The following is a 16,109-nucleotide window of genomic DNA, read 5'->3' as shown; positions in this document are numbered from 1 at the left end:
ATCAGCACCTTGATGCCCGTCTGCTTCGCGACGAGATCGGCGACCTTGCGATCGTAGAACGGCTCCATGATGATCGCCTTCGCGCCGCTGCTCTTCACCTTCTGGATCACCTGGTACAGGTGCGACGGCGACGGCGGCACGCCGGGCTTGGGCTCCATGAAGCCCACGATGTTCATCCCCGTGTACTCGGCGAAGTAGCGCCAGCTGGTGTGCCAGGCCACGACGGGCTTGCCGCGGATCTGCGCGATCTGCGGGGCCCAGCCGCGCTCGGCCGCGTTCAGCCGCGCCTCCCAGGCCGCGTAGTTGCGCGCGAAGGTGGCCGCGTCGGCCGGCGAGAGCCGGCTGAAGCGGTCGCGGAAGAGGCGCGCGATGCGGCGCCCGTTCTCGGGGTCCAGCCAGTAGTGCGGGTTGCCGGCGGGGTGCACGTCGCCCTGGCTGCGGTCCACGTTCCCCGTGGGCCGGTCCAGCACGCGGATGGCGGTGCTCACGTCCAGGTAGCCCGTGCCGCCCTGCTGGATCTTCGGATTGCGGGCGCCCTGCACCAGCAGCGGCATCCACCCGATCTCCAGGTCCAGCCCCACGAACGCGAACACGTCGGCGTTGCGCAGCTGCAGGATGAAGCTGGGCTTGGCCTCCACGAAGTGCGGGTCCTGGAACCCCTCGCTGATGTGCACCACCTGGCAGCGGTTGCCGCACACCTCGCTGGCGAGATCGGCCAGGTCGGTGGTGCTGGTCACCACCTTCAGCTGCCGCTGCGCCGCGGCGGGCCCGGCCAGCGCCGCCATCCCGGCGGCCAGCACGGCCGCGTTCCTCATCATCGTCTTCATCTATCCCTCTTCTCCTGAAATGTGATGCTCGTCCGGTCGATCGGGTTCGTTCGAGTGCTCGGAAGCCTCAGAACGGATGCGGCTTGTGCGGGCCCAGCGCGAAGGTGGCCTGCAGCAGGATGCGGTTCACCGCGTCCAGACCGCCGCCCGGCATGTAGCGCTCGTACGAGGCGGCCAGCTTGCTGAACTCGCTGGGGAAGAACTCCAGGACGCCCGACACCGCGTTCAGCGCGTCGCCGTCGTTCAGCGGGTCCTGCACCCAGTCGTAGCGCGCGCCCAGGAAGGTGCGCTGCGTCAGCTGCCAGCGCGCGAAGCCGTACGCGCCGGTGAAGTCGCGGCGCGGGCCCAGGTACGTGGCCGTCGTCCCGTCGGCCAGCGTGACGGTGGAGCCGGGGTCGGCGTTCATCTGGCGCATCACCTCGGCCTGCACGATCAGCGAGCGGTAGAGCCCCTGCTGCAGCGGCCGCCAGCGGTAGGTCAGGTCCGCGCCCACCGTGGTCTGCCGCTGGCCGATGGCGTTCGCCTCGGTGACCACGGGCGCCGAGACCGGCTGCGCCACCTTCCCCGTCATGGCGCTGAAGCTCAGCTCGAAGTTGGTGGACTGGCTCAGGTCCACGTAGTTGCGCAGCCGCGCCGAGTAGCCCAGCCCGGAGAGGCGCTGGTTCGTGGCCACGTCGGGCACCAGGTCGTCGGGCGTCTCGCCCAGCCGGTCCACCGCCGTCACCTGCAGCTCCTGGTAGAAGCCGAAGGGCGCGAACACCTTGCTCCCGTAGATCCCCGTCCCCTTGATCCCGTCGGGAGACAGGAAGCGCTGGATGACCCAGGGATACTCGATGGTGTGCAGGTCGTGGCGGTGCGTGGTGTTCAGCTTCCCGAACGGCATCAGGAAGCGCCCCAGCCGCGCCTCCAGCCCGTACGGCAGGCTGGTGGTGGTGAGGTACGCCTGCTCGATGGAGATCCCCTCGAGGTCGCTGATCCCCAGGAAAACGTCGCCGCGGAAGTAGGGATCGACGGCGGCCTGCGCGGCGATCTCGATCTCGCGGATGCTGGCGCGCTCGCCCCCCTCCTGCGTGCTCCCGTCGGGGGACAGGTCGCCCACGAAGTCGCCGACGACGGAGATGTCGGGGAGGAGGCGCTGCGCCGGGCCGGCGGGCCCGCCCCCCTGCTGGGCGACGGCGTCGGCGCCCTCGGCCGCGCCCGGGGCCTGGCCCTGCAGCTCGCGGACGATGGCAGCCGAGTCCGCGGCGGCGCTGTCCACGGCGGCGGCCGTGGTGTCGGGGCGCGCGGGAATGGTGTCCTGCTGCGCGGCCGCGCTCCCCGCGGCGGCGGCCAGCAGGAGCACGGACAGGCAGATGGTTCTCTGCATCTGTGGTTGTCGGGTACGGGGTCTCGTTCCATGGGCGCCACGGGCCGGTCCCGCGGCGCATGCGCTCGTCCCGCCCCGCGCCCTGGAATCGCTGCCGCGCCGCTGGTTCATGGCGGCGGACGCGCGATCAGGAGGCGCGGAAGCTCGATCGCCGCGGCCCGTACCACGGCCGCGGAGATGTAATCAGACGAGGGAGACGGGTGGGGCTCGCGCCTGGACGCGGATCCGCGCAGGCGCAGGGGGGAGGGAGACTTCGGGGGAAAGCGGGCGCGACGCCGGGGCTTCGGCGGCGGCCGGGACGTGCGAGGGCTCGGCGAGCGCGCGGCCCTCCGATGCCTGGCAGACGACGCAGGCCATCTCGTCGTGCGCGGGAAGCGTCTGCTCCTCGCGCTGCTGCGACCAGCCGGCCAGGTGGGGGTCCGCGCGCAGCCACCCGTGCAGCGCCGGCCCGGCGGCAATGCCGAGCAGGTGCAGCGCCGCCGCGAGCAGCAGCGCGGCACGGCGAAGACGGGTTGGGGCTCCGGACCGGTTCATGGACCGCCGCGTACCCCGGTCCGATCCGTCAGGTTCCGTATCCAGTATACAGTCCTTCGTTGCACTTCTGGCGATGTTGGAACAGCCGGGAATCTCACGCAGGTGCGGGGCCGCATCCTCGCGCCGCCCTCACCCCGCGCCGGAGGGCGCGACCCTCTCCCGTCCCGGGAGAGGGTGGCTCTCCAGCATTGGTGCGCCTTTCAAACTCTGGCTCACGCCATGGTCGAGAATCAGGCGCCGATGCCATCCAGCTACCTCTCCCGGTACGGGAGAGGTGGACGGCCTCGGCCGGCCGGAGAGGGCGCGATATCGGCGATGCACGTCGAAGGTGACTCACGCACCCTGATCGCCGTCTCCTCGCCCTGTCCCCTGTCCCCTTCTCCTACGCCTCCAGAAAGGCCCGCAGCCTGGCCAGGTTGCGCCGGTCCAGCGTCACCAGGTCCTTGGGATCTTCCGGCAGCTCCTTGGGCGTCTCCAGCACGCGCGGCACGTGGGCGAAGCGCTCGTCGTTCATCAGCCGGCGGAAGGGCTCGTCGCCCAGCGAGCCCTCGCCGATGGCGGCGTGGCGGTCGCGCTTGCTGGCGAACGGCGTCATCGAGTCGTTCAGGTGGAACAAGCGCAGCCGGTCCAGCCCGATCACGTCCGCGAACTGGGCGATCACGCCGTCGTAATCGCCCCGCAGGTCGTACCCGGCCGCGTACACGTGGCAGGTGTCCACGCACACGCCCACGCGGCCGCGCACCGCGGGCGGGATGCGGTCGATCATCTCCCGCAGCTCCTCGAAGCGCGAGCCCAGCACCTTGCCCGAGCCGGCGGTGGTCTCCAGCAGCACCTCCACCGTGCCGCCCTCCTCCTCCATCGCCTGGGCGATCAGCTCGGCGTTCTGCCACAGGCCGCGCGCCACGTCGCCGTCGGTGGCATTGCCGGGGTGGGTGACCAGCGCGTCCAGCCCCAGCCGCACCGCGCGCCGCAGCTCGCCGCGGAAGGCGGCGTACGAGCGCTCGCGCAGCACCGGGTCGGCGGTGGCCAGGTTGATCAGGTAGCTGTCGTGCGCCACGGCGTAGCGCACCCCGTGGGTGTGGATCCCGCCGCGGTACAGGTCGCACTCCTCGTCGCTCACCTCCACCTCGGCCCAGCGGTTGGGCTGCTTGGTGAAGATCTGGATGGCGGTGGCGCCGATGTCGGCCCCGCGCTGCGGCGCGTTGCGGCATCCGCCCGCGGTGGAAACGTGGGCACCCAGCAGCACTTTCGGCTCGCTCGTCGGCTATGGGGATGGAGGGTGGACGCGCGAAGGTAGACGGGGCGCACGGCGATGTCAATCCGCCGCGCGCCCCGTCTTCCGATGTCTCCCAGCACTCAGCACTCAGCACTCAGCACTCAGCACTCAGCACTCAGCACTCAGCACTCAGCACTCAGCACTCGGCACTCGGCACTCAGCACTCAGCACTCAGCACTCGGCACTTCCAACCTCAGAGCAGGACGGGCGGCGTGGAGCCCAGCCACTCGGGAAGCGCCTCGCGCGGCGCGGGCGAGCCGGGGGAGCAGAGCACCGCGCTTCCGTCGGCGCGGAAGCCGGGGGTGGGCACCAGCGCGAACCATCCCCCCGGCGAGCGGGCGATCGCGCGCACCTGGATGCCGGGGAAGAGAGCCGTGACCGTGCACGACTCCGCGCCACCGTCCACACGAATGCGCGAGCCCACCGGCTGCACCGCCAGCGCGCCGATCTGGTACATCATCGGCACCCCGCCCATCGACTCCACGTACTGGCGCATCGCGGAGCGCAGCGCGTCGCCGAAGTCGCGGCTCAGCGAGGTGGCTTCCGCGGCGCCGGTGCGGCGGTGCGGAAGGGAAACGGCGCGGGCGGAGGGCTCGATCTGGGTGCTCATACGGGGACTCGTTTCTGGGAGGTGGGCGCGCGGCGAGGGTCGGCCGGGTCGCCGCGGCGTTACCAGCCACAGGGGCAAGCGCGGGACCGCGCCGAGAGAATCGGAAAAACCGTTGCGGCGCAACGATTTGCCTTCGTGCGGAATGTCCACCTGCCCGATGTTGCAGCAATGCAACGTGGCAGGATGCAACATTCCGTTGCCAATGCGGCACGCGTAAACAGGTGCGGGCCGGGGAGATCGCTCTCCCCGGCCCGCAGCTTCCGTCATCTCCCTCCCTCGCCGCGCCGCCCCGCTCAGCCGCCGCTGACGAGGATGCCGCGCCGTCTGCCGCGCATCTTCTTCATCTCAGCTCCGCGCGCGGAAGTTGACGATGGTGTGCGAGCCGTCGTTGAAGCGCGCGGTGATGGAGACCACCTGCCCCGGCTTCAGCGCGGCCACCGCCTGCCGCAGCTCGGCCACCGTGCCGATCGCCCGCCCGTTGAAGCGCTCGATGATGACGCCGCGGCCCAGCTGCCCCGCCGCCGGCCCCATGGGGTCCACGCCGGAGACCACCACGCCCTGCGCGCCGGGCGCGCCCAGCTGCTGCGCGATCTGCGGGGTGATCTGCGTGACCGCGAAGCCCACGCGGTCGGCCGCGTCGTCGCCGTCCGCCACCTCCCCGGCGTCGGACTGGATGGCGGCGGGGCGCACGTCCATCTGCGTCAGCCGCAGCGTGGCCGAGCGGCGGCTGCCGTAGCGCACGTAGTCGACGCGGATGGGGTCGCCCGGCTCCTTGCGCATCACCGCCTCCATCAGGTCGCCGCGGCTGCGCACCGGCTGCCCGTCCAGCGCCACGATCACGTCGCCCATCTGCAGCCCGGCCTCGCGCGCCGCGCCCTTGGTCTCGCTCGCGACCACCGCGCCGTCCGGCGAGGGGAGGCCGAACACCTCGGCGTCGGCGTTGGTCACGTCGCGGATCTCCACCCCCATCATGGGGCGGTGCACCACGCCGTAGCGGATCAGGTCGTCGGCCACGCGCCTGGCCAGGTTGATGGGCACCGCGAAGCCGTATCCCGAGTAGTAGCCGGTGGGGCTGGCGATGGCGCTGTTCACGCCGATCACGCGGCCCTGCAGGTCAACCAGCGGGCCGCCCGAGTTGCCGGGGTTGATGGCCGCGTCGGTCTGGATGTAGTGCTCCAGCGGCGACGAGGCCGCGTCGCTCCTCTGCATGATGCCGATGCTGCGCCCCTTGGCGCTCACGATCCCCGCCGTCGTCGTCTGCCCCAGCTCCAGCGGGTAGCCCAGCGCCAGCACCCAGTCGCCGGTGTCCAGCTGGTCGCTGTCGCCCAGGCGCACGGTGGGCAGGCCGCTGCCGTTCACCTTCAGCACCGCGATGTCGGTGTTGGGGTCGCGCCCCACCACGCGGGCGTCCAGCTCGCGCTTGTCGTTCAGCACCACCTTCACGCGGGTGACGCCGTCGACCACGTGGTTGTTGGTCACGATGTAGCCCTCGGGGCTGATGATGAACCCCGAGCCGGAGGTGGCCTGCGGCGCCACGCGCATCTGCCCGCCGAACATCCCCTCGAACGGGGTGCCGCGGAGCTCGGGCGGCACCTGCTGGGCCACGGTGCGCGCGGCGGTCTCGGTGCGCACCTGCACCACGGCGTTCATGGCCGCGTGGCTGGCCGCGCGGAAGGCGGTCGACAGCGCCGCGGGCGAGCCGGGCGCGGTGGCGGCGCCGGTGTACACGGCCGGCTGCGCCTGCTGGGCGCCGGCGTCGGCGATGGGGTCCTTCATCACGTCCGCCAGCGTGAGGCCGGCGCCCAGCCCGGCGGCCAGCACGCCGGGTACCGCGAGCTTGCGAAGTTTGCTGTGCATGGTAGTTCTATCCTCGTTCCACGTCGGTGGCTCGCTGCAACGGGAGAAGTCTACACGATCGGAAGCCGGCGCGTTCGCCCGGGCGATTAGACGGCGGTTAGACGGCGATTAGCCGCGCTTAATCTTCCGCCGTCCGTGGCGCCGTCCGCCGTTTTCGCGTGTATCTTCCCCGCACATCGACCCGTCGACGCACGCGAGTGTATCCGTACTCTCAGACTCTCGTACCTTCGCACTCTCGCACCTTCGCACTCTCGCACTTCATCCCGCGGCCGCCCATGCGAATCCTGATCGTCGAAGACAACCCCCGCATCGCCTCGTTCCTGCAGAAGGGGCTGCGCGAGGAGGGCTACGTGGTGGACGTGGCGGGCGACGGCGACACCGCGTTCGACCGCGCCACCCAGCAGGGCTTCGACGCCGCCGTGGTGGACGTGATGATCCCCGGCCGCACCGGCTTCGAGCTGGTGCGCGACCTGCGCGCCGCCAACATCCCCCTTCCCGTGCTGCTGCTGACCGCGCGCGACCGGACGGAGGACAAGGTGGCGGGGCTGGACTCGGGGGCCGACGACTACCTGACCAAGCCGTTCGAGTTCAGCGAGCTGACCGCGCGGCTGCGGGCGCTGCTGCGGCGGACGGGGGGGACGGGCGCGCCGGCGACGCTGCGCGTGGGCGACCTGGAGATGGACCCGGCGACGCGGGACGTGAAGCGCGACGGGTCGCACGTGGAGCTCACCCCCAAGGAGTTCGCGCTGCTGGAGTTCCTGATGCGCAACGCCGACCGCCCGCTCTCGCGCGCCACGCTGATGGAGCACGTGTGGGGGATCCGCTTCGACCCCGGCACCAACATCGTGGACGTGTGCGTGAACTCGCTGCGCAACAAGCTGGCGGACCGCGACCGCGAGCTGATCCAGACGGTGCGCGGCGTGGGCTACGTGGTGCGCAACCCCGGAGAGCCGGAGATGGCGGAATGATGACGGCTTCGCCCCAGGCGCGCCCGACCGGCGGGTCACCCTTCATGTTCGAGAGGCCACCCGGCGCGGAACCCGGATCGCCCGCGCGCCCGCCGGGGAACGGCGGCGGGCCGCCCCTGCCGAAGCGGCGGCGGACGTGGTCGCTGCGGCGCGAGATCGTGATCGGCTACTCGGCGCTGCTGCTGAGCGCGCTCGCCGTGTTCGGAGTGGCGACGTACCTGATCCTGCGGCAGTCGCTCGCCCGCGCGGGCACGCAGTCGCTGCGCGAGACGGCGGCCGCGGCCGAGCAGCTCATCCTTCCCCCCAACATCCCCCGCACCGCGGTCGAGGAGACGCGGCTGCCCCCCGCGCCGGGCGAGGTGGAGGCGCTGCGCCGCCGCAGCCGCCTGGCCACGGGCGACGTGATCCAGATCTTCGTGGCCCGCAGCGGCGACGTGGAGAAGCGGGCGCTGAAGTCGTTCGCCTTCATCGCGCTGATCCTGATCCCTGTCACGGCGCTGGCGGGCGCGGGCGTGGGCTACACCATCGCCAACCGCATCCTGCAGCCGCTGAACCGGCTGGTGGGGGCGACGCGGGAGATCGGGATCGCGGGGCTGGGGCGGCGGGTGGAAGAGCCCGAGCACCCCACCGAGCTGCGCGAGCTGTCGCGCTCGTTCAACGAGATGCTGGCGCGCCTGCAGCGGGCGGTGGAAACGCTGCGCAGCTTCACCGCCGACGCCAGCCACGAGCTGCGCACGCCGCTGACCGCCATCCGGGGGACGGCGGAGGTGGCGCTGGCCCGCGAGCGCACCAGCGACGAGCTGCGCGAAACGCTGGGCGAGGTGATGGACGAGACGCAGCAGATGCTGGCGCTGGTGGAGGACCTGCTGACGCTCGCGCGCGGCGACCAGGCGGTGGCGCCCGCGCTGGAGCGCATCGACCTGGCCGCGGTGCTGCGCGACGTGCAGGACGTGGGCGAGGCGCTGGCGATGGGAAAGGAGGTGGAGGTGACGCTGGAGACGCCGGAGGACCTGGCGGTGATGGGCTCGGCCGGGCCGCTCCGCCGCCTCTTCCTGAACCTGGTCTCCAACGCGGTGAAGTTCACCGAGCGCGGCACCGTGGCCATCGCCGCGCGGAGGGTGGACGAGCCGCCCCCGCCGCCGCCGGTGGACGAGATCCAGCCGCCGCTCCCCATCCCCCCGGCGAAGCGCACGGTGGAGGTGACGGTGACGGACACGGGAACGGGGATCGCGGCCGACGCCCTGCCGCGCGTGTTCGACCGCTTCTACCGCGCCGACGCGGCGCGCGAGCGCAGCGGCGGCACCGGGCTGGGCCTGGCCATCGCGCGGATGATCGCGGAGCAGCACGGCGGCACCATCACCGCCGCGAGCCGGCCCGGCCGCGGCAGCACCTTCACCGTGCGCCTCCCGGCGATGGAGGGAGAGGCGTAGGGGGAGGAAGAGGGAGACCTCATCGGGAGGAGAGGGTTCGCGCTTTAGGGAAGCATCTTGCCCGCCTCGCTGGCCCCCTCCCCCAGCCCCTCCGCCCGCTCCGCGGGGGAGGGGAGAACTCATCATGACCAAGCCTCCCCAACCGACAAGCTGGACAGGGTCACGCATCACGCGAAAAGCGACGCATGCCCCGCCATCTGCGCGCCCCACAAGAAGTTACCCCCTCCCGTTATCGGGAGGGGGTACGCGCTCTAAGTCGCGGGGAGAGGGCTCCACGGGCGCCGGACCCGCGCGGAGATGCTACGCCCGCACCATCAGTTCGCAGTTGGAAATTCGATCCAAAGACAGATAGAAAAGCCGTTCAAAAAATCTCGAGATACCGATCGAGATAACGAGCTACGAGGACGCGCTGGAAGGTGCTGACCCGGTCGATGCCGCGCCGGTCGGGGCCGAGCCGGACGGCGCCGCGATCCGGTTCAGGAAGGCCTCGGCGCGCTCGAGGACGGCGCGCTTGCCGGGGAAGCGGAGGAGGCGGTAGGCGTCGTCGTACGCGGCCCAGCGGTACGCCTCGGCCTCGTGGCTGATGGTGACGGCGTCGGTGTTGGACTCGGCCAGGAAGTACACCACGCGCTTCACGATCAGCGTGCGCGCCTCGCCCTTCCCCTGCGTGAACACGTAGCGCTCCTCCTCGCGGAAGCCGGTGAGCACGCGGTAGTCGCCCACCCGCATCCCCGCCTCTTCCTGCAGTTCGCGCTCGGCGGCGATCTCGTCGGTCTCGCCCGCCTCCACCCCGCCCTTGGGGAATTCCCAGATGGGCCGCCGCGTGAGCGCCGACCGCACCAGCAGGTAGCGACGCTCGCCTTCCACCAGGTGGAAAAGGACGATCCCCGCGGCTGTCTGCGAAACCCTCCTCATCCAATCTCCGGGCGGGCAGCAAGAGGACGAAAAAACCTGCGCCAATCTGCTACGAAAACCATGGTCAGGCAACGGGCATCTCTTTTGCGCCGTGCCGCTTTTTCCGACCAACGTCTGTCCAATCCCCCTCCGGAAAGATGACCGATCCGACCCCCGGCCCCGATGCCACGGGCGAGCGCTCGCTGGGCGAGCTGTTCCGGCGCCTCGGCGCGGACGCGTCGGCGCTGGTCCGCCACGAGGTCGCGCTGGCGAAGCTGGAGCTGCGCCAGAACCTCCGCTCGCTCGCCTCCGACGCGGGGAAAGCGGCCGCGGGCGCGGCGATCGCGGCCGTCGGCGCGCTGGTCCTGCTCGAGGCGCTGGTCTTTGGCGTCGGCGACCTGCTGGGGCGCCGCTACTGGCTCTCCGCGCTGATCGTCGGCGTTCTCCTCGTCACCATCGGCGTCATCCTCCTGCTCGCCGCGCTGAAGCACGCCCGGTCGCGTCCCCTTGCGCCCGAGGTAGCGCTCGGCACGCTGCGCGAGACGGGGGACTGGGCGAAGGACGAGGCCGCCGAGCTCCGCTCCGCCCTTGCCGCCGATGCCGGCGCTCCCCGCGCGCTCTCCCCCGCCCCGCTCCCGCCGCCGCCCTCCATGCGCGGGGGATATCCCCGCCGCGACGCCGACGACGCGTCCACGCCGGTGCCGGGGACGCACGGCGCGGGAAGCCCGGTGCGCTCGGCCGCCGAGCCGCCGCTCGCGTGGCCGCTGTGGAAGCGCGTGTGGACGAAGTACAAGAACGACGACATCCCCAACCAGGCGGCCAAGGTCGCCTACTACTTCTTCATGTCGCTCCCGCCGCTGCTGATGGCGGGGTTCGGGCTCGCGGGCGTGTTCGGCGGGCAGGACACGGCGGACTGGCTGACGGGCAGTCTCCGCCAGAACCTGCCGGCCGAGGCGGGCGCGCTGGTGAACGGGTTCGTGAACGACGTCGTGCACAAGAACCATCCCGGCCTGCTCTCGCTGGGCCTGCTGCTGGCCATGTGGTCCGGCGCCGCCGTGTTCATGGCGCTGGAGGATACGCTGAACGCCGCCTGGCACGTGGACTGTGCGCGCGGCTTCGTGAAGCGCCGCGCCGTCGCGCTGGGCACGCTGCTGGGCGTCGGCATCCTCTTCCTCGCGGGGAGCGTCGTCCTCGTTGCCGGGCCCGCGCTGGCGAAGGGGTTCGGGCTGGGGGTCGTGTGGACGGTGGTGCAGTGGCCGCTCGGCTTCGCGCTGGTGGTCGGCGCGTTCTGGATCGTGTACTACGTGCTGCCGAACGTGGATCAGCGCGGGTGCAAGCTGGTGCTGCTGAAGGCGTCCGCCATCGCCGCGGGGCTGTGGGTGCTGGCGACGCTCGGGTTCCGCCTGTACGCCGCGAACTTCGGCTCGTACAGCAAGACGTACGGCGTGCTGGGCGGCATCATCGTCCTGCTGCTGTGGATGTACTACACCTCCACCGTCATCCTCCTCGGCGGCGAGTTCGCGTCGGAGATGGAGCGTAGGGGCTGACTAACTGAAGTGCGGAAGTGCGGAAGTGCGTGAGTGCGCTGGTCCTGCGTGGATCCAGCGCACTCGTGCATTTCCGAACTCACGCACTTTCCGTCGTGGCGATCTGGCCTACGACGGGCCCATCTGGCGCGCCCGCCGCTTCGACGTGGGCTACAACGCCGTCAACTACGTCATCAAGATGATGGTTCGGCGCACTGCTAACCATCCGTGCATAGCCGCACTTGAGCCGCGGCTCCGTGAGTTGCGGTTCCCGCACGGCGAGGATGTGGGTGCGGCCGCGGATCAATATGTCGGAAATTTCCGACATATCATTTCGACTCGGCAGAGAAGGACAAACCCGAGGCCCGTCCACAGCACGATCATCGGCGGGCGGACACGGAAGCTTATCCAGCGCGATACCATCTACCGATGACGCAGTTTGGGATATCTCGGCTGCGCTGACGCGATGGGTTCGCCCGGGAGCGGACGCGGGCGGACCCAAAGGCCCGTCCGGATGCCTTCCGTGTGAGCAATTCGTTTCAGTTGGTCTCCCGTCGCTCGCAGCAGGCATCGATTGGACAAATTGAGATTTCGTCATAACGGAGTTATTTTACGGCAGATTGATGACGCCCGGTTCCGCGCATCCCGAGGGTCGTGGCATGGCCCTTCCGTGATCCGCGGGGGCTGGACAGGCGGGCAGGCGCGTGCCGTACGCGCCCTCGTGTTGTCCGGTGGGCGTACGTCGGGCCGGCGGTTCATTGATGGTTGAACAGGGCACCTCCACTCCACAAGCGGCACCGTCACACGACGACCCCGCTGGCCGCGCGCGCTCCGCGGCCCGGCTGGCCGCGCGCGCCCTCGCGGTTCCCGTCTCCTTTGCGTACGACCACGGCACGCTTCACCTGGACGCCGGCGGCAAGCGGATCGGCGAGGGCGCGCGCGCCGTTCTCGCCCGTTTCTGCACGCGCGTCACCCGGGCGGGCGGCCCCGTCTGCGTCGCCGATCTGCCGAAGGAAGACGGTGCAGGCCCGCTGAAAGCGATCGCCGCCGTCCCGCTGCCCGGCGGCTGCATCGGCGTGGCCGCCACGCGCGCGCGGCAGTGGACGCCCGCGGACCGCGCCGCGCTGGACGACGCCGCGGCGCTCGTCCCCACGGCGGAGGATGCATCTCCCATCGTCGAACCAGCGGCCGACGCGAAACCCGAGCGCGAGTCCGCGCGCCCGGGCTACGCCGTCTTCCGCGCGATGTTCGAGAGCTCGGCGTCGGGGATGGCGGTGCTGGACCTGGGCGGCCGCATCCTGCGCGCGAACCGGGCGCTGGCGCGGATGCTGGGCGTGCGCCCCACGCGGCTCTCCGGCCGCCCGCTCGCCGACTTCATCCCCGATGAGGACGACGATGCCGCCGCCCTCCGCATCGCGCTGAACGAAGGGTGCGTGGCCGGTCGCGACGGCGAGGTGCGGCTGGTGGGGCGCGGCGGCCGCGAGGCGTGGGTGCGCGTGGGGCTGAGCGTGCGGCGGCGCGGCGGCCAGCCCGTGTTCGCGCTGGCGATGGTGGACGACGTCACCGACCGCCGCGCCGCCGCCGAGGCCGAGCGCCGCCGGGCCGCGGCGCTGGAGCTGCTGCGCGGCGTGGCCACCGCCGCCAACCGCGCCGCCACGCTCGACGACGTGCTGCGCCAGGTGCTGGGGCTCATCTGCGCGCACGCCGGCTGGGCCGCCGGCCACGTGTGGGTGCGCGCCGACGACGGCGCGTTCGTGTCCAGCGGCATCTGGCGCGCGGGGAAGCGCTACGCGGCGTTGCGCGAGGCCACCCGCGCGCTGCGCCTGGAGCGCGGCGAGGGGCTCCCCGGGCGCGCGGTGCAGGCCGGTGCGCCGGTGTGGGTGGAAGACGTGGCCGATGCGCCCTGGTTCGCGCGGCACGGCACCGCGCACATCCGCGGCGCCGTGGCCGTTCCCGTCCGCGCGGAAGGGCAGGTGGCGGCGGTGGTGGAGTTCTTCTCCGAGCGCCCGGAGCGCGCCGACCCGGAGATGGTGGGGCTGCTGACCAACGTGGGAACGCAGCTGGGGCTGGTGGTGGAGCGCGAGCGCATCGCCGCGCGGCTGCGCGAGAGCCGGCGCGAGCTGTCCACGCTGCTGGGCAACCTTCCCGGCGTGGCCTACCGCTGCCGCAACGAGCGCCGCTGGACGCTGGAGTTCGTCAGCGAGGGCAGCACCGCGCTCACCGGCTACACCCCCGGCGAGCTGGTGGGAAGCGCGGGCGTGGCCTTCGGCGACCTGATCGTTCCCGCCGACCGGCAGCTGGTATGGAACCGGGTGCAGGCCGCGGTGGCCGCCGGGCGCCCGTTCGAGCTGGAGTACCGCATCACCACGCGGGGCGGCGAGGAGCGCTGGGTGGCCGAGACGGGCGTGGCCGTCTGCGAGCCGGGGCGCCCCACGGTGCTCGAGGGGTTCATCACCGACGTCACCCAGCGCCGGCTGGCCGAGGCGGCGCTGCGCCGCAGCGGCGACTACTTCCGCGCGCTCATCGAAACCTCGGGCGAGGTGGTGGCGGTCGGCAACGCGGACGGGACCCTGCGCTACGTGTCGCCCGCGGTGGAGCGGGTCACGGGGTACGCGCCGCGCGAGTGGATGCGGATGCAGGCGCTGGAGACCGTGCACCCCGACGACCTGGCCGGGGTGCGCGAGCGCTTCGGGCGGCTGGTGCGCGAGCCGGGGAGCACGGCGGAAGCCGAGTTCCGCATGCGCCACCGCAACGGGCGCTACTGCGTGGTCGAGGTGGTCGCCCGCAACCTGCTGAACGACGCCTCGGTCAACGGCATCGTCTACAACACCCGCGACGTCACCGCGCGCCGCGAGAGCGAGGAGGCGCTGCGCCGCCGCGAGCGCCACTTCCGCTCGCTCATCGAGAACGCGCACGACATCATCACCGTGCTGGAAGGCGACGGCGACGTGCGCTTCGCCAGCCCGTCGGTAGAGCGCACGCTGGGGTACGACCGCCAGGAGCTGGCGGGAACGTACCTGTTCGAGCTGGTGCACCCCGACGACGTGCCCGCGGTGCTGGAGGTGTTCGACCGCGCCATCCGCGCGCCGGGCGAGCCGCAGTGGCTGGAGTTCCGCATGCGCGCGGCCGACGGCTCGTACCGCACGCTGGAGTCGATCGGCACCTCGCTGCTGCACGACCCGGCGGTCACGGGGATCGTGGTGAACTCGCGCGACGTGACCGAGCGGCGCGAGGCCGAGGAGGCGCTCCTGGCCTCGCAGCAGCAGCTGCTGCAGGCGCAGAAGATGGACGCGGTGGGGCGGCTGGCCGGGGGCGTGGCGCACGACTTCAACAACCTGCTCACCGCCATCCGCGGCAACGCCGAGCTCCTCCTCTTCGACATCCCCCCGGGCGACCCGCGGCGCGAGGACGTGGAGGAGATCCGCAAGGCATCGGACCGCGCGGCCACGCTCACGCGGCAGCTGCTGGCCTTCAGCCGGCGCCAGGTGCTGCAGCCGCGGGTGCTGGGGCTGAACGGCGTGGTGCGCGAGATGGAGCGCATGCTGCGCCGCCTGATCGGCGAGGACGTGGAGCTGGCCACGCGGCTGGACCCCGAGCTGGGGCAGGTGCGCGCCGACCCCGGGCAGGTGGAGCAGGTGATCCTGAACCTGGCCGTGAACGGGCGCGACGCCATGCCCGCCGGCGGGCGGCTGACGGTGGAGACGCGCAACGAGGAGCTGGGCGAGGACCTGAAGCGCGCCTATCCCTACGTGGTCCCCGGCCCGTACGTGCTGCTGGCGGTGAGCGACACCGGGCAGGGAATGGACGCCGAGACACGGGAGCGCGCCTTCGAGCCCTTCTTCACCACCAAGCCGGCGGGGCGCGGCACGGGGCTGGGGCTCTCCACCGTCTACGGGATCGTGAAGCAGAGCGGCGGCTTCATCTGGATCGACTCGGAGCTGGGGCGCGGCACCACCATCCGCATCTACCTCCCCCCCGTGGCCGAGCCCGCCACTTTGACGGCGGAGGCGGCGGCGCCCGCCCTGGCCGCGCGGGGGGCGGGGACGGTGCTGCTGGCCGAGGACGAGGTGACGGTGCGGCGGCTGGCGGTGCGCGTCCTGAGCCGTGCCGGCTATACCGTGCTCGAGGCCGCCGACGGCGAGGAGGCGCTGCGCGTCGCCTCCGCTCATTCGGGCCGCATCGACGTGCTGGTGACGGACGTGGTGATGCCGCGCCTCGGCGGGCGGCTGCTGGCCTCGCGCCTCCGCGAGGCGCGCGCGGGCGTCCCCGTGATCTACATGTCCGGCTACACCGAGGAGGCGGTGCAGCGCCACGGCGTGCTGGACCCCGGCACCGGCTTCCTGGGCAAGCCCTTCACCGCCGAGCAGCTCCTCGGCGCGGTCGCCAGTGCGCTGGGGAATGGGAAGGACTGACGGACGAGAAGTGCGGAAGTGCGTGAGTGCGGAAGTGCGGAAGTGCGTGAGTGCGTTGGACCCGCGTGGACCCAACACACTCACGCACTGTTCGTTTTCGCGATGTGGCCGAAGATGGGTCCGATCTCGCGCGTCACCGCCGCTCCGGCGCGGGCTGCAGCACCGTCAACTGCGTCATCAGAATGATGGTTGGTGCTCCTCCAACCATCCGTGCGTAACCGCGCCTGAGGCCGGCGACTGCGTAAGATGAGATGCGTTCCCGCGCGACGAAGACATCGATGCGGGTATGCGGATCGATATGTCGGAAATTCCCGACATATCACTTCGCGATTCAGGAGAGAGGGCAGACTCAACCCGTCCGCGGCACGATGGCGGCGGGTGGACGCGGAAGCCCGTCCAGCGCGACACC

General features: G+C 71.6%; 11 protein-coding genes. 4 read left to right on the top strand and 7 right to left on the bottom strand.

Features of this window, described 5'->3' with window-relative positions:
- The 6 genes from VLK66_RS01895 to VLK66_RS01870 form a co-directional block, all read right to left on the bottom strand.
- Positions 1-827 (bottom strand): metal ABC transporter substrate-binding protein (locus VLK66_RS01895; RefSeq protein WP_325307412.1); only part of this gene is annotated, 827 nt, incomplete at its 3' end.
- A 67-nt stretch (positions 828-894) separates the two neighbouring features.
- On the bottom strand, positions 895-2,193 hold the full coding sequence (locus tag VLK66_RS01890; protein ID WP_325307410.1) for a TonB-dependent receptor: 1,299 nt from the start codon (positions 2,191-2,193) through the stop codon (positions 895-897).
- Between the two features lie 183 nt (positions 2,194-2,376).
- Complete coding sequence (locus tag VLK66_RS01885; protein ID WP_325307408.1) at positions 2,377-2,727, bottom strand: hypothetical protein; 351 nt, start codon at positions 2,725-2,727, stop codon at positions 2,377-2,379.
- 382 nt (positions 2,728-3,109) lie between these two features.
- Positions 3,110-3,973, bottom strand: coding sequence for a deoxyribonuclease IV (locus tag VLK66_RS01880; protein WP_325307406.1), 864 nt, complete (start codon positions 3,971-3,973; stop codon positions 3,110-3,112).
- Between the two features lie 223 nt (positions 3,974-4,196).
- Positions 4,197-4,613, bottom strand: coding sequence for a hypothetical protein (locus VLK66_RS01875; RefSeq protein ID WP_325307404.1), 417 nt, complete (start codon positions 4,611-4,613; stop codon positions 4,197-4,199).
- A gap of 345 nt (positions 4,614-4,958) precedes the next feature.
- Complete coding sequence (locus tag VLK66_RS01870) at positions 4,959-6,470, bottom strand: trypsin-like peptidase domain-containing protein (protein ID WP_325307402.1); 1,512 nt, start codon at positions 6,468-6,470, stop codon at positions 4,959-4,961.
- 275 nt (positions 6,471-6,745) lie between these two features.
- Between VLK66_RS01870 and VLK66_RS01865 the strand changes: the two genes are divergently transcribed.
- The gene (locus VLK66_RS01865) at positions 6,746-7,438 is read left to right on the top strand and encodes a response regulator transcription factor (protein ID WP_325307400.1); all 693 of its coding nucleotides are present in this window, start codon (positions 6,746-6,748) and stop codon (positions 7,436-7,438) included.
- Complete coding sequence (locus VLK66_RS01860; protein WP_325307398.1) at positions 7,435-8,868, top strand: sensor histidine kinase; 1,434 nt, start codon at positions 7,435-7,437, stop codon at positions 8,866-8,868. The genes VLK66_RS01865 and VLK66_RS01860 overlap by 4 nt, the downstream gene beginning before the upstream one ends.
- 396 nt (positions 8,869-9,264) lie before the next feature.
- Here VLK66_RS01860 and VLK66_RS01855 read toward each other — a convergent pair whose 3' ends face one another.
- Positions 9,265-9,783, bottom strand: a complete 519-nt coding sequence (locus VLK66_RS01855; protein ID WP_325307396.1) for a bis(5'-nucleosyl)-tetraphosphatase — start codon at positions 9,781-9,783, stop codon at positions 9,265-9,267.
- A 137-nt stretch (positions 9,784-9,920) separates the two neighbouring features.
- On the opposite strand from VLK66_RS01855, the gene VLK66_RS01850 reads away from it, so the two are divergent.
- On the top strand, positions 9,921-11,309 hold the full coding sequence (locus VLK66_RS01850) for a YhjD/YihY/BrkB family envelope integrity protein (RefSeq protein WP_325307394.1): 1,389 nt from the start codon (positions 9,921-9,923) through the stop codon (positions 11,307-11,309).
- A 740-nt stretch (positions 11,310-12,049) separates the two neighbouring features.
- Positions 12,050-15,700 (top strand): PAS domain S-box protein, encoded by a 3,651-nt coding sequence (locus VLK66_RS01845; protein WP_325307392.1) that lies wholly within the window; start codon positions 12,050-12,052, stop codon positions 15,698-15,700.
- Positions 15,701-16,109: the final 409 nt, after the last annotated feature.

The sequence above is a fragment of the Longimicrobium sp. genome (assembly GCF_035474595.1).
Lineage (GTDB): Bacteria > Gemmatimonadota > Gemmatimonadetes > Longimicrobiales > Longimicrobiaceae > Longimicrobium.
The sequence above is the reverse complement of the archived record's forward strand: the minus strand, read 5'-3'. Positions and strand labels throughout refer to the sequence as shown.